The following is a 22,869-nucleotide window of genomic DNA, read 5'->3' as shown; positions in this document are numbered from 1 at the left end:
ATAAGTATAAAATTTCTATTAATAGATATAGTAAATTAAAAGGAGTTGTTATACTTTATGTTACTTGTTAAAAATATAGAAATTTTTTCCCCAGAGTACATAGGGAAGAAAAATATACTTATCTGTTATGACAAAATAGCCTATTTATCCTCCAAAGTAAACTTGCCTGACAGGTATTTTCCCGAAATAACCATTATTGATGGTGAAGGCCTAACTGCCGTTCCAGGTATTATCGACCTCCATATTCACATAAACGGTGCCGGCGGTGAAGGTGGTTTTATAAACAGGACTCCTGAAATGAACCTCACCAGTTTTACTACAAACGGCATTACAACCTGTGTTGGTCTTCTAGGTACAGACGGCATTACCAGAAATATGGGTGGATTGCTTTCAAAAGCAAGGGCTCTTGAATCCGAAGGGATAAGTACTTACTGCTGGACAGGATGTTATGAAGTTCCTACGAGAACACTGACAAACACAGTGAGAGGGGACATAATTCTCATAGATAAAATAATAGGTGCTGGCGAAATAGCCATATCCGACTATAGAGGAAGCCATCCTTCCTGCCATAATCTAGCCCACATTGCAAGTGAAACATGTGCTGGCGGCCTTCTATCAAGTAAATGCGGCATACTCCATCTTCATGTTGGAGATGACAAAAGTGGACTTCAACCTTTATTTGACCTCATCGACAGTGCAGAAATTCCTTTGGAAAATCTTCTTCCAACTCATTTGAACAGAAATCCCCTGCTTGTAAAACAGTCCATTGATTATGCCAAAGCAGGTGGATTTGTGGATATAACTACAGGTATAAAAAATGAAGATGGAACATCATCTATATCAGCATCACAATTATACATGTCAATGTTAAAAGAAAATATTTCTCCCTACCATATAACAATGAGTTCCGATGCCGGAGGAAGCATGCCCATATTTGACCATGATGGGAATCTGATAAAATTAACTGTAGGACTTCCTACTACGGACATGGAAGCTATAAGGGAATCGGTTGAAAAAAATACATCACTGGAAACTGCCCTTATACCATTTACTTCTTCACCTGCCCGTCTTTTAAAATTAAAAGACAAGGGCCATATAAAAGAAAACTTTGATGCTGATATACTGCTTCTTGACAAAAAATTGAATCTATACTGTGTAATAGCCAGAGGCAGAATCATGGTAAACAATTATAAGCCTATAGTTTATGGGACATTCGAACATCCTAGCTTATGATATTGCCATCAGTTGAAACAACAACTTCCCTATATGGAATTATTGTCTGAGACTTCAACATTGCATTTTTCACCGCACTTACAATTCCCCTGCAGCACGGAACTTCCATTCTTACAACAGTTATACTTTTTAAATCGTTATTTGAAATTATCTCTGCAAGTTTATCTTCATAATAGGATATATCATCTAATTTAGGACATCCTATAACTGTAATACGGCCTTTTATGAAGTCCTTGTGAAACCCTCCATAGGCATAGGCAGTGCAATCTGCAGCTACCAAAAGATCCGCATTTTTCAAATAAGGAGCCTTTGTGTTTATAAGCTTCAACTGAACCGGCCACTGTTGTAATTCAGATACATTATTTTCTACATCGTTGACTCCATTATCGATTTTATTATCAGCTTTCAAATTAACACCAGTTTTTCTATTTATTTTTCTGGCCGCTGTTCCAGGGCACCCGCAGGGCAGCTTTTCCTTTTTCGTGCTTATGACCATTTCTTCATCATATGGCTTGCTTTCCCTTTCAACTATATTTATTGCACCTGTAGGACATTCAGGAAGGCAATCCCCCAATCCATCACAATACTCATCACTTATGAGTTCAGCTTTTCCATCAACTATTTTTATTGCACCTTCGTGGCAGGCATTAACACACAGTCCACATCCATTACATTTTTCCTTATTTATATTAACTATTTTTCTTATCATTATAATTTCCTCCTCAGCTTCATATTGATTTTATGTTTTTATTATAATAGAATAATTATATGATATCGGTAACCAATGTTACAACAATCAAAAATTTTCTATATTGGAGTATATACTATGGATACAATGTTAAACCCATTGAAGAAATGCATATTGATGAAAAATTTTTCTGACAGTGAAATAGAAAATCTTCTGGCGGGGCTTCCCCTTACTGTTGACAGCTATTCAAGAAATGAAGTCATTGCCATAGAAGGTTCCAGCTGTTCAAAAATAGGTATAATACTTAGCGGAATCGTTGAAGTACAAAAGCTGTATGCATCTGGTAAAATCATTACCATGAGCAGTTTATCCGAAGGCAATATATTTGGTGAGGTTATAATATTTTCAAATAGAAATACCTACCCTGCAACCATAATTTCCTCAACCAGTTCAAATATAATGTTTATATCAAAGGAGAGTATATTAAAGCTCTGCAGTATGCACTCTATTTTTTTGAATAATTTTATGACGCTTCTGTCTGACAAGATATTGATGCTGAATAAAAAAGTAAAAAACATGTCCTATCAGACTTTAAGGCAGAAAATTGCAGCATATCTTTTGGAAGAATATGAATCACAAAAAAGCTTGAGAGTAAAATTGAATATTACAAAAAAGGAATTGGCCGGTCAGCTTGGAGTTCCGAGACCTTCACTTTCAAGAGAACTTATAAATATGAAAAATGACAATTTAATTGAAATGATAAAAAATACGATAATCATAAAGGACATAGAATCTATATATAATTTATTTTATTAGAAAAGGGAAAATGAATTCCTCATTTTCCCTTGATTTCATCATCAAAATATCGTATAGATCTAACAGAATCTTCTGCCGCATCCGCAGAAGCATATCAGCAATATCAATATTATTATACACTTATTACTGCCTCCAAAACATCCACAGTCCCTATGTCTATGACACCTATGTCTGCAGCATGACATAAAAATCCCTCCTTATTATCCAATATATCGTTCTTCGATTTTTAATCTCCTGTTCTAAAGTATATATTCTATAAACAGAAGAGGGGCATATCTGTCCCTCTTTAAAAGTTAATCATATAAAATTTATCTTTTTGTATTAGTATCTGTCTCCACAGCTAATACCGCAGAATAGTATCAGTATGATTATTATTACCAATACCTCTTTCCCGGATCCACTACCTGATCCGCAGCTACTTGAACGTGACATAAAGACCCCTCCTTATCATCTTGTATTAAGCTAACTTATTTTTAATCTTTTGTTCAATTTCAGTATATTGGTGAATCAGGTGAATTGTTACTTTCTTTTATTAGTCTCCACAACTAATACCACAGAATAGTATCAGTATGATTATTATTATCAATACCTCTTTCCCAGATCCACATTTTCTTGCTGAACTGTTATCATTACATCTGTGTGACATACTAGACCCCTCCTTGTTTTCTTAAATATTTACTAGGTATACTAATTTTTTATCATGTGTTCTATACTTCTATAATATTAATCAGCGGAGTAAATGTGACTTTTTATACAAAAACAACCTAAAAATTAATTATGGACAAATCCCTCTCCAGCACTTAAAATTATATTTAGTAAATCATATATTTTAAATTATGCTTTAATCCGGGGGCGGTATAAAAAATGGAAAATACTATTGAAATTAATAACACATTCCAAAAAGCTTTTGATATTCTAATCCCTTATATGCACTACTTTTTCGACGATGAGATAGCCTTTACTATGTCAACTACTACCAACTTCATAAAGGTAGTAAACAGTGAAAATATAAACATGAATGCAAAACCCGGCGATCCTTTGAGACCTAAAGGGGCTGCCTATGAATGCATAAAGGCCGGCAAACCAATAGTAACAATAGTTCCCAAGGAAACCTTTGGTGTTGAAATAAAAGCCATAGGAATACCAGTAAAAGAGGATGATAAAATAATAGGCAGTGTAGTTTTGGTTAAAAGCATGGAACGTCACTATAAATTTCTGGAGGCTTCTAAAATATTGTCAAAAGCCATTCAGGGAATTTCAAAAGCTTCAGAAGTTATAACTTCTGATGTAGAAAAATCGGTAAATTCCAATGAAAACATATTGTCGGAAGTCAAGGATGCTGCAGAAAAAACTAAAAATACAGATGAAGTATTAGATTTTATTAAAAATATAGCTTCTAAGACAAATCTTTTAGGCCTAAATGCAGCTATTGAGGCTTCAAGGGCAGGAGAAAACGGAAAAGGGTTTACTGTAGTTGCAAATGAAATACGAAAGTTGTCAAGTTCAAGTACTGAGTCTGTATCCCAAATAAACTCCATACTTAAGGAAATAGAAAAATCGGTAAATAATATATCCAGTGGAATAAGTTCCACCTCAGATACATTCAAGGATCAACTTTCCCAGATTCAAGAACTTAATGCTTCCATAAGCAATCTTACTATATTAATTAACAAACTCAATGAGCTATCTGAATAACTGGAGGAATTAAAATGATTTATTCTGGAATCATATTTGATCTTGACGGCACACTTCTCAATACACTTGGCGACCTTGCAAACTCAATGAATTTTGTACTTGAAAAACATGGTTTTCCAACTCACGATATTGAGAAATATAATTACTTTGTAGGAAACGGAATGAAAGAGCTCGTAAGACGTACGCTGCCCTTTGAAGAACCCGAAGAATCACTAGTAGAGATATGCCTGTCACAACTTAAAGAACAATACAGCAGAAAATGGCATGAACTTACAATGCCTTATGCTGAAATAGAGGAATTGCTTGACAATCTCTACAATAAAGATATGAAAATATCTGTTTTGTCAAATAAACCGGATGAATTTACTAAATTAATGATTGATAAATTTTTTGGGCTGAAGCGTTTTGACTTTGTATTTGGTTCAAGGGGTGGTGTACCTAATAAGCCTGATCCCTATTCGGCACTTGAAATAGCAAGGCTATCCAAAATTGAGCCATCTAAATACCTTTACCTTGGGGATACAGATGTCGATATGAAAACTGCAAACAACGCTGGAATGTATGCCATAGGTGTTACCTGGGGATTCAGAAGTGCCGATGAATTGCTAGAAAATGGTGCAAATGTACTTATCCACAATCCCATGGAACTCATGAAATTTATAAAATAGATATTATAAAAATATACGAGGCCATTAACAGCCTCGTATATTTTTACAACAGACATCAGAGCAGCATGGCACATGACATTATTGCAACACCATAAGCTCCAGTATTAAGAACTTCTTCAATATTGGAAGGCCCTATACCTCCTATTGCAATTACAGGTATATCTACACCTTCAATTACTTTTTTTAAAAAATCCAGTCCTTTTCCTTCCAAGCCTGGTTTACAGCCGGTTTCAAATATATTACCGGCTATTATATAATCTGCCCCTGACTTTTCAACTTCTACAGCTTCCCGGACACTGTGGATTGAGACTCCTATCTTTATATTTTTATTTTTCAGAGTATCTATCTCCCTGCTATTTTCCTCCATGGATTTAAATATCTGAAATCCTGTATGGAATGCAAAAGCCCTGAGATTCAAAGCTGCTCTTGCACTTCCATTTATTATGAATCTTTTATTGTATCTATCGCATATATCTTTAATACTTTTACCCATTGCAATGATTTCTTCATAACATAAGTCTTTTTCCCTGAGCATTATGGCATCCGTACCAAGCCGGGCACATTTTTCCAGCGTACTATATAGACATCCTTCCGGTACAAGATGTCTGTTTGTAATTGAAATTATCCTTTTGCTTCCCTTCAATTTAAAAATATCCTCATTTTTCATTTAACAATACTGCCAGTCCTTGAATACTGCATTGTATCCCTGCTTCTCTATCTCATCCTTTATTTCATCAACTGATCTGCTATCGGATATTATAAACTGGCCTTCTCCTTTATCTTCATCATCCAATGAATGTCCTCCAACTTCGGTAGTGACACCTGCAGACATTTTCGTAACTCCAAGTGGAATAAGGTTGTTTCTCATTTCCGCTCCCTCTCTTGTAGTAATATTGATACCCGCTCTCTGCAGAAATATCTTATATGCCATAGCAGCCTGTACTAAATTTTTGTCAGTTACTTCATATATCTTGATTGGGCTTCCGGCATGAGGTCTTATTCTTGGAACAGACATACTTATTTCAACGGAGGGATAATTCTTTGAAATATACTCGGCATGAACACCTGTCAGAAATACTTCATTTCTCCACTTGTAAAGTCCCAGAAGTGCACTCATTCCTACAGAATGTATTCCTGCCCTGCATCCCCTGTCAAGTGCCTCCAGTCTATATCTATAGTCTCTCTTCTTCCCTGCAAGATGCACTGTCTTATATACATCTTCATTATAGGTTTCCTGGTATACCGTCAAACTGTCAGCACCAAGTTCTACAAGCTCCCTGTACTCATCCTCCTCAAGAGGATATATTTCAAGACATATGGAAGCAAAATATTTCTTGAGTATTTTTACAGCTTCTTTCAGGTATTCCATAGGGCAATGATACCTTGATTCACCTGTAAGCAGTATTATATGTTTCAGGCCCGTTTGTGATATTGCTTTGGCCTCTCTTTCAATTTCCTCATAGGTCATCTTTTTTCGTACAATTTTGTTCTCTACATTGTATCCGCAGTAAATGCATTTATTTGTACAATAATTTGCAATATACATAGGTGTATACAAAACTATACTCTTTCCAAAATTCCTTATACTTATCTCTCTAGCTTTTCTGGCCATGGGTTCAAGATACCTTTCTGCCGCTGGAGATAAAAGTGCCAAAAAATCTTCCCGTGAAATTCTATCTTTCAAAAGTATATTTTCTACTTTTGAGTCAGTAACATTCTCAAAAAATCCGTCAAAATCAAAATCCTCATATTTTTTTATTTCTTCATAAATTCCCAATATGTTCCCCCCTATCTCAAAAATCCCGTGAGTGGAGAAGAAGCTTCAGCTCTGTCTCTTTGAGCACCTAACTTTGCAATATATGCCTGTCTTCCGGCTTTTACTGCATATTTAAAGGCCTCTGCCATAAGTACGGGATTTTCTGATGTAGCTATCGCTGTATTTACAAGTACGGCATCTGCTCCCATTTCCATAACCAAAGTTGCATCGGAAGGTTTGCCTATGCCTGCATCTACTATTACAGGAATATCTATTTCATCTATAAGTATTCTAATCATTTCTTTAGTCCTTATTCCACGGTTTGATCCTATTGGTGAGCCAAGAGGCATAACTGCTGCTGCACCCACATTTACAAGTCTCTTTGCATCTGAAAGATCGGGATTTATATATGGGAGTACGACAAATCCATCTTTGACAAGTTCCTCTGTTGCTTTTATAGTTTCAATATTGTCCGGCAGAAGATATTTATTATCAGATACTGCCTCTATCTTTATCCAGTTTCCACATCCTGCAGCTCTTCCAAGCTTGGCCAGTCTCACCACTTCATCTGCTGTCCTTGCCCCTGATGTATTGGGAAGCAATATATACTCCTTGCCTATAAAATCTACAATGTTTCCTCTGTTGGAATGCATATCTACTCTTCTAAGTGCTGTAGTCACCACATTAGTCTCTGCACTTTTCAGTACATCCGGCAATAACTCGTCCGAAGAATATTTACCTGTTCCTAAAAACAATCTGCTGCTGAGTTCTTTTCCTCCAATAATCAACTTATCCATAAAATACCTCCATAAATTATTTTAAAATAATTATATTCAGCTATATATTAGCCTCCAGCTACAAAGCGTATTATCTCTACATTTGAATTGCTGTTCAACTTTATATTCCCGAACCGACCTCTTTCTGCAATTTCCATATCCACCTCCACAGCTACATTATTGGAATCAATACTTAAGGCTTCCAAAAGCTCTGAAATTGTTATTCCATCCTGGAATTCCATTTTTTCTCCATTTACTATCAAAGTTTACTCCCCCTTTCTCAATTATATAGATTTAGTTTGATACAAAATACAGCAAAAAGGAAACATATAAAAAATGTTTCCTCATAATCTGATTTAAATATACTTTAAAAGATAAAAACACAAATTCCAGGAGAATTTGTGTTTAAAACAACCTTGCCATATATTTTGCAAATATTATCTCCCTACGTTGGCATTGCCCAAATCAGGTTATGAGGATAAGGAATAACATTCCACTCTCAGATCATCAATATGACCTCTCCATATGTTCTATTAAATTGTTGATACATATATATTATAGCATAGCAAAAATTTAAATCAATGTTAAAATTCTTCAATTTAATTTGAATTATTACATATACATAAGTTATAATCTATATAAAAGTTATTATTTATTAATTTTAGTTTTCACAGGGTGGCGCATATTATGATAAAAAATTTACTAAAAGGATCAAAAATCATACTGACCGCTTTTAGAGAAGACGATCTGAAAATATTGGAAGCATGGTACAATGACGTATCATTTTTAAGAAACTATGATATGATATCATCTTTTCCAATGTCACTATATGAATTAAAGCCTATGATAGAAGATGTAAAAAAATCTCCCGATAAATTTATATTTGCTGTAAGAAACACTTCAAATGGCGAATTCATAGGAGTTACAGGCTTTGAAAATATATTGTGGAACAATGGAGTTGCTACCATATACATAGGCATAGGGAATGAATCATATCGTGGAGTCGGTATAGGTAGAGAGGCCCTGAGTCTCACTATTGAATTTGGATTTGAGGAACTTAATCTTCACAGAATACAATTAACTGTATTATCCTACAACACACCAGCTATAAAATTATATGAAAAGGTGGGATTTAAAAGGGAGGGAACTTACAGGGAATTTATACATAGGGATAACAAAAGATATGATATGTATCTGTATGGCCTTCTTAGAAATGAATGGCAATCCAATCAACCTATTAACAAATTGAAATGACAAGGAGAATATTTATGCTAGAATTCAATCCACTAACTATGGAGGATAAAAGTTTTTTTGACAATTATCTACACGATTATAATTTTACTACCTGCGAATATTCCTTTACAACTCTTCTTATCTGGAGGAAGGCATGTGATATAAGCTACACTGTAATAGATGACGTACTTGTACTCAGAAAAATGGGGTTCGATGGAAATTATTACTTTATGCAGCCTATAGGTTATACAAAAGAAAATCTCAAAAATGTTGTGGAACTGCTCAAGGAGTATTCATCATCAAATAACATGCCATATTTATTTGGAGATGCAGAGGAAAGTTTTTTAGAAGATTTAAAAGATATATATGGAAATAACATTATTGTAAAAGAGGATGTAGATAATTTCGACTATTTATATGATACCCAGAAGCTGACAACATTGTCAGGCAAAAAGTTGCACTCAAAAAAAAATCACTACAACAAATTCATAAAAACCTACAACTATGCTACAAAGGATTTTTTTGAACCAGGGGTCAAAGAAGATTGTATGAAGGCTGCCAAATTATGGTACGACATGAAAAATAGTGACAATAAATACCTGTATTATGAACTGGAGGGTATAAAGGAGATATCATCCAACATGAAACAACTCAATCTTGAAGCCATGGCAGTATATGTAGACAATGAAATATCCGCCTTTACAATAGGTGAAAAAGTAAATCCAGATATGGGAATAATACACATAGAAAAAGGAATTACAAATGTAAATGGGATTTACACATTCGTAAACAAAACCTTCGTGGAAAATTATCTTCAGGATGTAAAATATATAAACAGGGAACAGGATTTGGGGCTTGAGGGTCTCATAAAGGCAAAAAAATCCTACCATCCCATAAAAATGGCTAAAAAATACTGTATACGTGTATAAAAAGATGTAGATAACCTTTAATTCAGGTTTATCTACATCTTTTCCTACTTTTTTATCTTAAAAGAACTCTTCAGTGAAACAATTCTATTAAATACCAGTTTACCATTTTTGGTAAATTTACTGTCAACATTGAAATATCCATGTCTGAAAAATTGAAATTTTTGTCCAGGTTTTGCTGATTTCATATTTGGTTCCAGAAATCCATTCAATATTTCAAGTGAGTTTTGATTTACATTATCCAGAAAAGAATCACTATCCTCTTCTCCACCATCCAGTATCAGTGGCTCATATAATCTTATCTCTGCCGGAATCGCAGTATTGAGATTTACCCAGTGAATAGTTCCTCTTACTTTTCTTCCGTCCGGACTGTTTCCTCCCCTTGATGCAGGATCATAAGTACAGTGGAGCTCTATAATGTTTCCTCCATTATCCTTGACGGGATCAATACACTTTATGAAATAAGCTCCCTTCAATCTAACTTCATTTCCTGGAAACAGCCTGTAGTATTTTTTAGGAGGGTTCTCCATATAATCTTCCTGTTCAATATACAGCTCTCTTGAAAAAGGAACCTTCCTCGTTCCTGCTGAAGGATCATCAGGATTATTTTCAACTTCGAACTCTTCAGTCTTCCCTTCTGGATAATTCGTTATTACAACCTTTAGAGGTCTTAAAACAGCCATAGTCCTAGGTGCCTTTTTTTCAAGATCATCCCTTAAAAAGTAGTCAAGCATTTGTGAATCAACTACACTGCCTGCCTTCGACACTCCTATAGCCTTGCAAAAATTTCGTATTGATTCAGGCGTAAATCCCCTTCTTCTAAGCCCGGCAATTGTGGGCATACGAGGATCATCCCAGCCATCTACGAAATTTTCATCTACAAGCTTTTTGAGTTTTCTCTTGCTCATAACAGTATTTGTCATATTGAGCCTTGCAAACTCTATCTGCTTTGGTACATTTTCCATTTCACATTCACGCACTATCCAGTCATATAGAGGCCTGTGATCTTCAAATTCAAGCGTACATATTGAATGTGTTATGCCTTCAATTGCATCTTCAAGCGGATGTGCAAAATCATACATTGGATATATGCACCACTTGTTGCCTGTATTCTGGTGGGAAGCATGGGCTATACGGTAAATTACAGGATCTCTCAAATTAATGTTCGGAGAGGTCATATCTATTTTTGCCCTGAGCACTTTTTCTCCATCCTTGAATTCTCCATTTTTCATCTTCTCGAACAGTTCCAAATTTTCATCTACAGTCCTATTTCTATAAGGACTTTCTTTCCCAGGCTCTGTAAGCGTCCCCCTGTATTTTCTTATTTCATCTGCAGTCAAATCACAGACATAGGCCATTCCCTTTTTTATAAGAATCAAAGCACGTCTGTACATCTCATCAAAATAATTTGATGCAAAATGAAGCTCATCCCATTCATATCCAAGCCATTTTACATCCTTCTCTATGGATTCTACAAATTCCGTATCTTCCTTTATAGGATTTGTATCATCAAAACGGAGATTGGTTCTTCCATTAAATTCATCAGCTAATCCAAAATTCAGCACTATTGACTTTGCATGCCCTATATGTAAATATCCATTGGGTTCCGGTGGAAATCTCGTGATTATATTCTTATATTTTCCGGATTTCAAATCATCTAGAACTATGTTTTTTATAAAATTTGAAGCAACTTTATTATCGCCCATAGAATCATTCCTTTTTTATTAACTTATTTATTATTATATCCAGTTTGGCAAATTATAAAAGGTATCGATTATTGATTGAGTAAAATAAAGGGCATCTTAAGCAGAAAATGCCCTTTTAATTCCTAAACAAGATTCTTGTTTCTCACATACGCCCTAAAAATTACATCCTCTATAAAAGAAAAGATATTAGAAGTTATAAAATACAGGCCTATGGCTATAGGTGCTTTAATAGTTATCATAATACCAACAAATACAGAAATCAAAATGCTTGCTCTATTCGATTGGACTTGTTTGTATATATTAAAATAATCTACATAATTTATGAGGAACGGAAAAGTGGATACGGCTGAATACAGTAAAGGTACAATATAGTAACTGTCACTCATTTTTATGGAAGCAATCCATGGAACAAGCATTGAACTTGAAGTAACCGGCATATTTATTACAGTACTATACAGTACCCATATTACAGGAAGCTGTATGAATGTAATAAGACATCCCAAGATATTTTTTGCCCCATCTTTATAACATTTTTGAATCTCTTCTTTCATTTTTTCCTTGTTGTACTTGTATTCGGACTTTAGTTTTTCTATTTGCCGACCCATTTTTTGCTGTTTTAACAGGCTGAGTTTCTGATTAAAAGACAGTGGTGAAAGTATAAATTTTATAATCATCGTCAGAACTACTATCGAAACACCCCAGTCTCCCGTAATTCCAAATATATATTGCAGCAACACAGTAAAAGAATTCAAAATAATGTTCATGTGCTAACTCCTTTATTTAAAATTTGTATTTGAGAACATTATTTTGAATCGGGCTCCACGCAAAATCTCCATGTCCCATATTTTTCATAGCACACATATTGATCTACAGACAACCTTTTAAAATATACAAGTGCCTGAATGAGAATATTTCCTATAATATTTCTTATAAATACTTTTCTGCAATTTTCATATACATGAACTGCACTAATGATCAATATTGCCATACACATGAAAATTGCAATAAAATTAACTATATTTATAAAATCAACATCCATAAAAGATAACCCCTTAAAATATGGTATAATTATATACATTATATATATTACAATATTTAATTATCATATGCAACAAAATATGCCCTACACTTATTCCGCAATTATAATATCCTTGCTGTATCTGTTCAATACCTTGCAGCCATCCTCTGTAACCATAACAAGATCCTCTATCCTTACTCCAACCTTGTCTGGAATATAAATACCGGGTTCAATTGAGAATATCATCCCAGGCTCCACCCTTTCAGTATTTACGGCAGACACATCACCAAGCTCATGACATTCAATCCCTATGGAATGCCCTGTCCTATGTGTAAAGTATTTTCCATAGCCCTTACTTTCTATATAATCCCGGACGGCTGAATCTATGTCACAAAATCTTTCTCCCGGTTTAACTGCATCAATTCCTCTCTTATTTGCCTCTAAAACAATATTGTAAATTTTTCTGCTGTCATCAGGCACATATTTGTAAAATACTGTTCTTGTCATATCAGAGCAATAAGAATTTTTTACACAGCCAATATCCAGAGTTATGCTGTCTCCTTCTTTTAACGTGGAGTTATCAGTTTCATGATGTGGATCGGCTCCATTCACTCCATAGGCGATAATTGGATCAAAGGAAAATCCATCTGCCCCTATCTCTTCATATATATCTTCCAGAAGCCTTCCCATTTTTTTCTCAGTATATTTTTCTGAAACAAGTTTTACAAGCTTTCCCATGGCAATGTCATTCAATTTAGAAGCCTCTCTCATGAGCTCCCTTTCCATTTCATCCTTGCACATTCTTATGCCGTCCAATATTTCGGAAGCATTTACAAAGGAACTTCCTGTTTTTAATTCCATAAGTCTAATTAAAAATTTAGAAGGCCAGTTTTTATCTACCCCTATCGGCTGGCTGTTATCTATATATTTTGATATTATCTCTACGCCATCATCTGTATCTTCAAGCCATACTTTTTTTACACCAATGTCCTCAGTCAACGGAAATAGCTTATTTATAAACAATTTATTATCTCCGCTTATATTAAAATAAAGAACCAGCAGTCTTTCTCCTGGATGTATCCATTTCCCGGTAAGGTAAAATATAGATGCCGGATCAGATACAATGAGCTGCGGTATATTATTGAATTTCATAAGCTGTATTACTTTATCAAGTCTTTTTAAATTCATTTGATATTCCTCCTGCTTTGTAAATTAAATACAACAATTTTATTATAGATTTCTTTCATTCCAAACACAATATATGTTGAACTTCCAAAATTAAATAAAAATAAAACCCTGTAATTCAACCAGGGTTTTGAAGTAGATCTCTATAATTAAAATTTAGGTGTTAATTGATGTTTTATACTGCCTTTGACTTTTTATATTTTCGGCCTGCCCCATCATGAGCTACTATATTGTCCAATTTGCTTAATTTAATAAAATTAACATAAGACAGAATGAAACCTATACCACATATCAAAGCCCCAAAGGATGCTGTCATTGAAATTAATTTTACTTCTCCATACATATAGCTGCTCAAGATAACACCTATTATACCTAGCACATTAAAAATCACACCCGAAATTTTCATTTTAATTCACATTCCCTTCAATGAAATTTATATTTATTATTCTTAATATATAATACCGACATACTGGTAATTTGTCGATCCCCAATATAACCGAAAAATACTAACTGCAAATATTTACACAAAACATTTATGGCATATTTTAACCATTTATCTTTGTTTTTATGATAAACTATATGCTATTTTGTGGTTAATTTCTGATTTATTTTTTCAAACATATTGTATATAAAATAATAAAAACTTATTATAATATGGGGGATGATGAATAAAGGAAAAACCCCTTAAAATAATCTAAGAGGTCCCTTAACAATAATTTTGTGGGTAAATTTTATCATAAGCTGTATTATGGTATCTACCGTATAGAGTAAATATATTTGTTTCGTAAGTCAATATTTAAATGTACTCTAAATTCATTTAATTAAAATTCCGTATTTTGTGTAATATCTACTAGACGGTAACACATGTTACATATCTTTACCAATAAAGAGGTTATACTATATATTAAGAAATCCAAGGAGGTAAAAATATGAATAGCTTATTTAAAAATATAGATTTTTCCAAAGTACTTGATTTAAATAACTTAATATCTTATCAAGAAGGTCAGGTCATAAGTAGGACTATCGCTCAAATATCTTCTGCAAATATTACTTTGTTCTCACTAGATAAAGGTGAAGGCATCAGCACTCATGTAACTTCAGGAGATGCCATGGTTCAAATATTAGATGGTACAGCTGAAATTACCATAGGTAATAATGTTTTTAATGTTAAAGCTGGTGAAACAATAATTATGCCTTCTGATATTCCTCATGGACTTGAAGCCCGTGAAAAATTTAAAATGCTTTTAACAGTTATAAAACACTAAATGATTTGATTGGGCAGCATATGCTGCCTTTTATAAATTATCTGATCCAAAATATATTTTAAAAATATTTTCCGACAAATTTTGAGCGAATTTATAGAAAACTTGCTATAGTAAGATCTTAAATAGGCTATTGTGCATTACATTACGTAATGTGCTAATATATTCTGGGAGGTGTAAAATGGTTAATAATAAATCTCCAATATTTACCACGGGAGAATTCTCAAAAAAAGCTAATGTTACTCTTAGAACTTTGAGATACTATGACAGGATAAATCTATTGAAACCATGTGGTTATAATAAGTCTGGGCATAGATTATACAGTAAATCGGATTTTGGAAAACTGCAAAAAATTTTAACATTGAAATTTATAGGACTCTCCCTAAAAGAAATACAGAAAGTAATAAATTACGATATGGAAGACAGTGACTTTAAAAAATCTCTGGAAATACAGAGATCTATAATGAAAGAAAAGATAAATCATATGGAAACAGTAATAAAATCCATAGATGAAGCCATATCCATGCTGAATACGAACACTACATTGAACTGGGATAAATTTATAAATATAATAAATGTAATAAACACGGATCAACAATGGATGAGTCAATATGAAAATGCTTCCAACTTAAGGGCAAGGATAAGAATTCATGAATTATTCAGTACAAATAAAGAAGGATGGATGCACTGGTTCTTTGACCAGCTCAACATTGGAGAAAATTCCAGCATATTGGAACTTGGCTGCGGTGATGGTGAACTGTGGCAGAAAAATCTAGACAGAATACCAGAAGGCTGGGAAATAGTTCTCACTGACTTTTCCAAAGGTATGATAAAAGATGCTAAAACAAACCTAGAAAAAAATTTGGGGAAATTTATCTTCGGAGTAGTTGATGCACAGAAAATTCCATTTGATGATGCTAGTTTTGATATTGTGATTGCAAACAACATGCTTTATCATATTTCGAATATAGATTCTGCATTTTCTGAAATACGCAGGGTGCTTAAACCTCATGGGACAATATATGCCTCTACTGTTGGGAAAAATCATATGAAGGAAATGCGTGATATAATCAATTTATTTAATTCCAGAAAACTTACTTTTAACAGCTGGACCCTTACAGAGAATTTTCAACTTGAAAACGGCCTGAAAAAGATGGAAAAATGGTTTAAAAATATAAATCTGAAAAAATATCCAGACAGTCTGAAAATAACCGATGAATCAGCTCTTATGGACTATATATTTTCAATACCCGGAAATAAAAAAAGTACATTTTCGAGGAATGAACTCAAAAGTTTGACAGATTTTCTGCATTCTGAAATAATAAAAAATGGCTGGATATATGTAACTAAGGACACTGGATTCTTCAGTGCCAATCCGTAATCTATTATATTAATTTTTAAATATTGAAAGGATATGATTTTTATGAATAGAAAAATTTCATTTTCTCCGCCTGATATAACACAGGATGAAATAAATGCCGCAATAGAGGTATTAAAATCGGGATGGATAACTACCGGTCCTAAAACTGCGGAATTTGAAAAACAACTGGCAGAGTACTGTAAAGCAAATCATGCAGTAGCAGTTGGAAATGCAACTGCCGGGTTGGAACTCCTCCTTCAGGTATTTGACATAAAAGAAGGCGATGATGTTATAACAACACCATACACCTATACGGCCACTGCAAGTGTATCCATTCATAGAGGAATAAAACCTACTTTCGTGGATGTGAAAAAAGATACTTTCCTTATAGACATAGATAAATTATATGATGCCATAAAACCAAATACAAAGGCTATATACTCTGTAGATATTGCCGGAGTACCTGTTGATTATGATAAAATTCACGAAGTGCTCAGAGCAAAGGGACGTGAAGACATACTACTTGTAGCCGATTCCGCCCATGCATTCGGTGCAAGCTACAAAGGCAAAAAAGTGGGATCACAACTGGATGCCCATGTATTTTCCTTTCATGCAGTAAAAAATTTAACTACGGCAGAAGGCGGCGCAGTAACTTTCAATGACAACGAACTGCTTGGCAAAAAGGATCTGACAAAGGATCTTAAATTGATGTCCCTTCACGGACAGTCAAAAGATGCACTTTCAAAGATGAAAGCAGGTGCATGGAAATATGATATAATATACCCTGGATATAAATGCAACATGACAGATATAAATGCGGCAATAGGTCTTGTTCAGCTTTCCCGTTATGAAAATATGCTGAAAAGGCGCAAAGTGATATTCGACGTATATACAGATGCGTTGAAAGACAAAGATTGGGCAATAATTCCTTTCGAAAGGCAAAATGACACTGTAACCTCATATCATCTATATACGCTCAGGCTCAGAAACTTTAAAGAGAAAGACAGAAATGAAGTTATAAAAGCCATGGCGGACAGAGATATCGCAACCAATGTACACTTTACACCACTTCCAATGTTTACTGCATATAAAAATTTTGGGTATTCAATAAAAGATTATCCAAATGCCTACGAGCAATATAAAAATGAAATAACTCTTCCAATGTATTCTACACTTTCAAAAGGGGATGCAGAGTATGTTATAGAAAATCTAATAGATGTTGTAGAAAAAATCAAAAAATAATATTATAAGGTGGATTAATATATGAAAGTTAATTTTTACAGTCCTCAAAGAGAATATCATGAAAAAAAATTGGAATTTGACAATGCCATATCAAAAGTACTTGAGAGCGGAAATTTTATACTTGGAAACGAGGTATCAAGCCTTGAGGATGCCGTTAAAAAATATACCGGGGCAAAATACGCAGTAGGTGTGGCATCAGGTACAGATGCCCTGGTAATAGCTTCAGATATACTTGGCTTCAAGGATGGAAAAGAAGTAATAACCTCTCCTTTTACATTTCTTGCATCAGCTTCCTGTCTTGCAAAACACAATGCAAAACCTGTATTTGTAGACATAGATGAAGATAGCTTCAGCATGGACCCGGACAGGATAGAAGAAAAAATTACAGACAAAACCGCTGGAATACTTCCCATACACCTGTTTTCCCAAATGTGCAATATGGATAAGATAATGGGAATAGCCAGATCGCACAATTTAAAAGTACTTGAAGATGCAGCCGAAGCCTTCGGCATGAGATGGAAGGGAAATAGTACAGAATTCAGGCATTCCGGTACTATAGGAGACATGGGTATATTTTCATTTTTCCCTACAAAAACTCTGGGCTCCTATGGTGATGCAGGAATGATAGTCACAAATGATGATGAACTTGGAAAACATGCTAAAATGTTCAGAGTACATGGAGCCTCCAAAAAATATCACTATGATTACATAGGCTATAATTCAAGATTGGATACTATTCAAGCTGCAATACTTTTAGTCAAACTTAAATACATCAACAATGCAATAGAAAAGAGAGCTGTTGCTGCAAAATTATATGAAGAAAGGCTTTCCGACTGCCAGCACATAAAATTTCCTAAAATAAAGGGAAATCAGCATGGAGTTTATTATGTATTTAATATACTTGCAGAAAATCGCGACGAATTAGCAGCATATTTAAAAGAAAATGAAATAGGCAACAGCATCTACTATCCAATACCACTTCACCTTCAAAAGTGCTTCAGTTATCTTGGATATAAAAAAGGGGATTTCCCGGTAGCTGAGAAACTTTCAAAAGAAGTCATAGCTCTTCCAATCTATCCTGAAATAACTGAAAAAGAAATAGATTTTGTGTGCGATACTATAAAAAAATTCTATAAAAAGTAAGTTTAGAAAAAATAAAATATGAAATACTGTAAAAATTTTGATATGCTCCCGTGGTATAACAGTTAAAAGTAGAATTATTTATCCATGGGCAGCATATTTTAGTATCTTCATAAGATCTACACATTAATTATGTATTATCAATATGTAGAAAATAATTATTTAATTTGTAGATAATTTAAAATGCATTATCTATACAAGTGGGGGAGTCCAATCATGTTGAAAATTCAAGATAAAGCCTTAAATTATGTTAAAGGCAGAAATTTATGTTTCGTAACATCTGTTAAAAATACATCAGTAGACTGTGATTGTGGAAATGTTCACAATAACGTTAAAATTATCAAAATTAAGGTAGTTTTTGAAACAGAAGTAAGAGATAAAGAACTGTATAATATCTATGAATATAATGGTATCAAACTATTTGTATTAAAAACTCTAAAGGTCACTGACAATATAAATGTTTATCAAAAGCCAAAATTACTTTTCATGAAGCCAAGATTTGGACTTAAAGGCGTTACAGCTTAACGAAAATAGCAACCATCACAAACTTATAAAAAATATTATGGTTTATTGCCTCAATATCAGAATCTTCGTAGCCTGGGTTTCCATTTCAATAAGATACTGTAACTGTTGGCAAAACTATACTGACGGATATGGGAACTTGTGATCTTTTTCTATATGAGAAACCCTTCCTTACGTTATTTTTGTACTCGTAAACTCTACAAGAATAGTAGTCTTAAAACAGCACTTGACCGTACTACACCATTTATACATAATTTTAATCAATGAACTCTTCTATAAAAATCTTAAAAGAAGAAATTACGCAAATTCCAAATAAATTAAAACATTCCAATATAAACCTTAAAATAGTTCAGAAATCCACTTGTTATATTCAAAAAGATTCAAGCTATTTTCATCCAAATCTAGAATTAAAGAAAAAATATATATTAAAGAGATTTTAATATCAATAAAATAAATGAAAATTGTATACTGATATAGGTTGTATACATATCATAAAGATATCTTGTACTGACTTGAATCGTTTATGATTTCTTCCAAAAGCTATAAATTCTAAACTTGCTTTATTATTCTACGACAGCATACTGATTCTACATTTAAATACATCTCATGTTGAGGTTCAACTGAAAAGGATGATTTTATAGGGAATGAAATAGATCCGTTTAAATACATCTCATATGTTAAGGTTCAACATTCCCCAAGGGTGAATCAGATGCCCTTATCCCTCTGTTTAAATACATCTCATGTTAAGGTTCAACAAAGCAGATCCAGAAGTTTGTGCTAAGGTCTGAAAAATTTAAATACATCTCATGTTAAGGTTCAACTTTTTAAAATAATTTTTTAATGTTTGACTTAACCCTATTTAAATACATCTCATGTTAAGGTTCAACCTAAGATTACCACTAGCTACAAAAGTGCTATCAGAACATTTAAATACATCTCATGTTAAGGTTCAACTAAAATTCAAGTGTAGCATTTTCATGTCCCACTAATTTAAATACATCTCATGTTAAGGTTCAACGAAAATAAAAGTGCAAATTATTCTATAGCCTATTTATTTAAATACATCTCATGTTAAGGTTCAACACAGTTTTCATTCAATCACCTACCAAATACATATCGATTTAAATACATCTCATGTTAAGGTTCAACAGAACCCCTGTAGCAAATCATGCCTTGCTTAAATTATTTAAATACATCTCATGTTAAGGTTCAACCGGATAAATACGGAAAGACTACCGAAGATGTGGGTAATTTAAATACATCTCATGTTAAGGTTCAACCTAAAAATATATATTTAATATTGTTAGGGCTTGTTAATTTAAATACATCTCATGTTAAGGTTCAACTCCTCTATTACGTCCCCTGCCTTTAGATTCAGCAGTATTTAAATACATCTCATGTTAAGGTTCAACCCAAAGTTTAGTACAAGCGTAATTATATCTAAGAGATTTAAATACATCTCATGTTAAGGTTCAACCAATCAATACTGGACCCCATGTAGCAAAGAAATCCTATTTAAATACATCTCATGTTAAGGTTCAACCCAGGCGGTTATGGCAGATAAAAAGGGATTCGAGTATTTAAATACATCTCATGTTAAGGTTCAACATAAACGACAGCACTTATGACTTAAATTACAACAGATTTAAATACATCTCATGTTAAGGTTCAACAAATACCTATAAATACTATCCCCGATACTGCGGGATATTTAAATACATCTCATGTTAAGGTTCAACTATATTGAAATGCGTGCTTACTATGTAAATTATAATTTAAATACATCTCATGTTAAGGTTCAACCTTCCAGGAACTATTTGAGACCTTACTTCTAAAAATATTTAAATACATCTCATGTTAAGGTTCAACGTTAACTTCACTAGTTACATCCTGGTGACCTGCAAAAATTTAAATACATCTCATGTTAAGGTTCAACTAGCTATCTCTGACCTTCTAAAGTTTATCCACGCTATTTAAATACATCTCATGTTAAGGTTCAACAGGCGAGGATCATACCAAAGATGATATATATAAATCATTTAAATACATCTCATGTTAAGGTTCAACTACTTAAATGTGCTCTTTTTTAGTATAATTAAATAGGATTTAAATACATCTCATGTTAAGGTTCAACATTTATAACTACTTTCTATTAAATTATTCGATTTAAATTTAAATACATCTCATGTTAAGGTTCAACCCTTTTTTACGCCACCAATAACCGATGTAGATGCATTTAAATACATCTCATGTTAAGGTTCAACCAAAACAATCCTAAAAGCCCACAGGAGGTAAATTAAATTTAAATACATCTCATGTTAAGGTTCAACGTGCCAGATGCACCAACGATCGCGGTGACAGCAGGATTTAAATACATCTCATGTTAAGGTTCAACAGATGATACAGATACAAGCTTTAATACTAAAGTATAATTTAAATACATCTCATGTTAAGGTTCAACGGATGTTTCATCATATAGCCTTCCATCATCTATTATTTAAATACATCTCATGTTAAGGTTCAACAGGCGAGGATCATACCAAAGATGATATATATAAATCATTTAAATACATCTCATGTTAAGGTTCAACTACTTAAATGTGCTCTTTTTTAGTATAATTAAATAGGATTTAAATACATCTCATGTTAAGGTTCAACTATACATATTTTCAAGATAAGCACCTACCTTTCTTATATTTAAATACATCTCATGTTAAGGTTCAACTTTAAAAATGGCTTGGGCACTAGCAAAAAGAGCCAATTTAAATACATCTCATGTTAAGGTTCAACTATGCCTCTTATGCTCATGCTTGTTTGTACTGCATTATTTAAATACATCTCATGTTAAGGTTCAACTTCCTTATATGTACCAGATCCGAATATGGTATTGTGATTTAAATACATCTCATGTTAAGGTTCAACCAAAGATATGTAATGGGTAGGTGATATATATACTAATTTAAATACATCTCATGTTAAGGTTCAACCAGAGAGAATAGGCTGAAACCCTTATACGCAAAGCTATTTAAATACATCTCATGTTAAGGTTCAACTATGGAAAGATGTTATGTATGGATTGCCAGAAAAGCAATTTAAATACATCTCATGTTAAGGTTCAACACTAAACCTGCTGATTGCTTTAACTACTACAATTTATTTAAATACATCTCATGTTAAGGTTCAACGTATACTGTAAAGGATAATGATTATTTGATTAAAGGATTTAAATACATCTCATGTTAAGGTTCAACCACAGTAAAAAAGCCATTCTTTATTTTTATTATAACCCTACACATATTGAAAATAAAGGCATTTCATAAAAACTTTCCAACCTGCTACGATATTTTTTTATTTCTGCAATAAAAATGTCTACAAACTTACTTATATCAATTAATTATAGAATATTCAATAGTAATGTAGGTTGGAAAAATAATTTATGATATGATGTACTTGTAAAAGTACATTCAAATAGGAAACAACATGTCAATAGAATATACAGCTAATATAATAGTAAAGAAATCTCTATTGAAAAAATAGACATCAAAATGATAGCAATTTTAACTTTTCTTTTTTTACATGATTATTAAACCTTACTACAAAAAAATGAGCAGCCTGTGGGCTGCTATAAAATATAAGTTCTAAT

At 33.2% G+C, this 22,869-nt stretch carries 21 protein-coding genes, 1 CRISPR repeat array and 1 riboswitch; of the genes, 11 read left to right on the top strand and 10 right to left on the bottom strand.

Annotated features, from left to right (window positions below):
• Window positions 1-57: 57 nt before the first annotated feature.
• The gene (gene iadA / locus LKE46_RS02745; protein ID WP_291718221.1) at window positions 58-1,233 is read left to right on the top strand and encodes a beta-aspartyl-peptidase; all 1,176 of its coding nucleotides are present in this window, start codon (window positions 58-60) and stop codon (window positions 1,231-1,233) included.
• On the opposite strand, the gene LKE46_RS02740 is transcribed toward iadA, so the two are convergent.
• On the bottom strand, window positions 1,223-1,942 hold the full coding sequence (locus LKE46_RS02740) for an ATP-binding protein (RefSeq protein WP_291718219.1): 720 nt from the start codon (window positions 1,940-1,942) through the stop codon (window positions 1,223-1,225). The genes iadA and LKE46_RS02740 overlap by 11 nt on opposite strands.
• Before the next feature lie 117 nt (window positions 1,943-2,059).
• Between LKE46_RS02740 and LKE46_RS02735 the strand changes: the two genes are divergently transcribed.
• From LKE46_RS02735 to LKE46_RS02725, 3 genes are all read left to right on the top strand, one after another.
• Window positions 2,060-2,737, top strand: coding sequence for a Crp/Fnr family transcriptional regulator (locus LKE46_RS02735; protein ID WP_291718218.1), 678 nt, complete (start codon window positions 2,060-2,062; stop codon window positions 2,735-2,737).
• A gap of 864 nt (window positions 2,738-3,601) precedes the next feature.
• Window positions 3,602-4,432 (top strand): methyl-accepting chemotaxis protein, encoded by an 831-nt coding sequence (locus tag LKE46_RS02730; RefSeq protein WP_291718215.1) that lies wholly within the window; start codon window positions 3,602-3,604, stop codon window positions 4,430-4,432.
• Window positions 4,433-4,446: 14 nt separating this feature from the next.
• Window positions 4,447-5,100, top strand: a complete 654-nt coding sequence (locus LKE46_RS02725; protein WP_291718213.1) for an HAD family hydrolase — start codon at window positions 4,447-4,449, stop codon at window positions 5,098-5,100.
• 55 nt (window positions 5,101-5,155) lie between these two features.
• Here LKE46_RS02725 and LKE46_RS02720 read toward each other — a convergent pair whose 3' ends face one another.
• From LKE46_RS02720 to thiS, 4 genes are read right to left on the bottom strand one after another with little or no spacing between them, the layout of a single operon-like run.
• Window positions 5,156-5,767 carry a thiamine phosphate synthase gene (locus LKE46_RS02720; RefSeq protein ID WP_291718212.1) on the bottom strand — a complete coding sequence of 204 codons (612 nt, stop codon included), beginning with the start codon at window positions 5,765-5,767 and terminating at the stop codon, window positions 5,156-5,158.
• Complete coding sequence (thiH, locus tag LKE46_RS02715; protein WP_291718210.1) at window positions 5,768-6,877, bottom strand: 2-iminoacetate synthase ThiH; 1,110 nt, start codon at window positions 6,875-6,877, stop codon at window positions 5,768-5,770. It abuts the gene before it with no gap.
• An 11-nt stretch (window positions 6,878-6,888) separates the two neighbouring features.
• The gene (locus LKE46_RS02710; protein ID WP_291718208.1) at window positions 6,889-7,653 is read right to left on the bottom strand and encodes a thiazole synthase; all 765 of its coding nucleotides are present in this window, start codon (window positions 7,651-7,653) and stop codon (window positions 6,889-6,891) included.
• A gap of 47 nt (window positions 7,654-7,700) precedes the next feature.
• Complete coding sequence (gene thiS / locus LKE46_RS02705) at window positions 7,701-7,895, bottom strand: sulfur carrier protein ThiS (RefSeq protein WP_291718206.1); 195 nt, start codon at window positions 7,893-7,895, stop codon at window positions 7,701-7,703.
• Window positions 7,896-8,057: 162 nt separating this feature from the next.
• A riboswitch (TPP riboswitch) is annotated at window positions 8,058-8,166 on the bottom strand.
• Between the two features lie 153 nt (window positions 8,167-8,319).
• On the opposite strand from thiS, the gene LKE46_RS02700 reads away from it, so the two are divergent.
• Both LKE46_RS02700 and LKE46_RS02695 read left to right on the top strand, forming a co-directional pair.
• Window positions 8,320-8,886, top strand: coding sequence for a GNAT family N-acetyltransferase (locus LKE46_RS02700; RefSeq protein WP_291718204.1), 567 nt, complete (start codon window positions 8,320-8,322; stop codon window positions 8,884-8,886).
• A 14-nt stretch (window positions 8,887-8,900) separates the two neighbouring features.
• Window positions 8,901-9,794 carry a DUF2156 domain-containing protein gene (locus LKE46_RS02695; protein ID WP_291718202.1) on the top strand — a complete coding sequence of 298 codons (894 nt, stop codon included), beginning with the start codon at window positions 8,901-8,903 and terminating at the stop codon, window positions 9,792-9,794.
• Window positions 9,795-9,838: 44 nt separating this feature from the next.
• On the opposite strand, the gene LKE46_RS02690 is transcribed toward LKE46_RS02695, so the two are convergent.
• The 5 genes from LKE46_RS02690 to LKE46_RS02670 form a co-directional block, all read right to left on the bottom strand.
• Complete coding sequence (locus LKE46_RS02690) at window positions 9,839-11,497, bottom strand: glutamine--tRNA ligase/YqeY domain fusion protein (RefSeq protein WP_291718200.1); 1,659 nt, start codon at window positions 11,495-11,497, stop codon at window positions 9,839-9,841.
• Window positions 11,498-11,619: 122 nt separating this feature from the next.
• Window positions 11,620-12,261, bottom strand: coding sequence for a YidC/Oxa1 family membrane protein insertase (locus LKE46_RS02685; RefSeq protein WP_291718198.1), 642 nt, complete (start codon window positions 12,259-12,261; stop codon window positions 11,620-11,622).
• A gap of 38 nt (window positions 12,262-12,299) precedes the next feature.
• On the bottom strand, window positions 12,300-12,536 hold the full coding sequence (locus tag LKE46_RS02680) for a hypothetical protein (RefSeq protein ID WP_291718196.1): 237 nt from the start codon (window positions 12,534-12,536) through the stop codon (window positions 12,300-12,302).
• A gap of 90 nt (window positions 12,537-12,626) precedes the next feature.
• Window positions 12,627-13,703: a M24 family metallopeptidase gene (locus LKE46_RS02675; RefSeq protein ID WP_291718194.1), complete on the bottom strand. Its 1,077-nt coding sequence runs from the start codon at window positions 13,701-13,703 to the stop codon at window positions 12,627-12,629.
• 172 nt (window positions 13,704-13,875) lie between these two features.
• Window positions 13,876-14,106, bottom strand: coding sequence for a hypothetical protein (locus LKE46_RS02670; RefSeq protein ID WP_291718192.1), 231 nt, complete (start codon window positions 14,104-14,106; stop codon window positions 13,876-13,878).
• A gap of 523 nt (window positions 14,107-14,629) precedes the next feature.
• On the opposite strand from LKE46_RS02670, the gene LKE46_RS02665 reads away from it, so the two are divergent.
• From LKE46_RS02665 to LKE46_RS02645, 5 genes are all read left to right on the top strand, one after another.
• Window positions 14,630-14,965, top strand: a complete 336-nt coding sequence (locus LKE46_RS02665; protein WP_291718190.1) for a cupin domain-containing protein — start codon at window positions 14,630-14,632, stop codon at window positions 14,963-14,965.
• 178 nt (window positions 14,966-15,143) lie between these two features.
• Window positions 15,144-16,343 carry a MerR family transcriptional regulator gene (locus tag LKE46_RS02660; RefSeq protein ID WP_291718188.1) on the top strand — a complete coding sequence of 400 codons (1,200 nt, stop codon included), beginning with the start codon at window positions 15,144-15,146 and terminating at the stop codon, window positions 16,341-16,343.
• 42 nt (window positions 16,344-16,385) lie between these two features.
• Window positions 16,386-17,564, top strand: a complete 1,179-nt coding sequence (locus tag LKE46_RS02655) for a DegT/DnrJ/EryC1/StrS family aminotransferase (RefSeq protein WP_291718185.1) — start codon at window positions 16,386-16,388, stop codon at window positions 17,562-17,564.
• A 21-nt stretch (window positions 17,565-17,585) separates the two neighbouring features.
• Window positions 17,586-18,707, top strand: coding sequence for a DegT/DnrJ/EryC1/StrS family aminotransferase (locus LKE46_RS02650; protein WP_291718183.1), 1,122 nt, complete (start codon window positions 17,586-17,588; stop codon window positions 18,705-18,707).
• Between the two features lie 213 nt (window positions 18,708-18,920).
• Complete coding sequence (locus LKE46_RS02645) at window positions 18,921-19,229, top strand: hypothetical protein (protein WP_291718181.1); 309 nt, start codon at window positions 18,921-18,923, stop codon at window positions 19,227-19,229.
• Between the two features lie 722 nt (window positions 19,230-19,951).
• A CRISPR array of direct repeats spans window positions 19,952-22,477; the repeat unit is 30 nt; unit sequence ATTTAAATACATCTCATGTTAAGGTTCAAC.
• Between the last annotated feature and the right edge of the window lie 392 nt (window positions 22,478-22,869).

This window comes from Clostridium sp. (genome assembly GCF_022482905.1).
Classification (GTDB): domain Bacteria; phylum Bacillota; class Clostridia; order Clostridiales; family Clostridiaceae; genus Clostridium_B.
The sequence above is the reverse complement of the archived record's forward strand: the minus strand, read 5'-3'. Positions and strand labels throughout refer to the sequence as shown.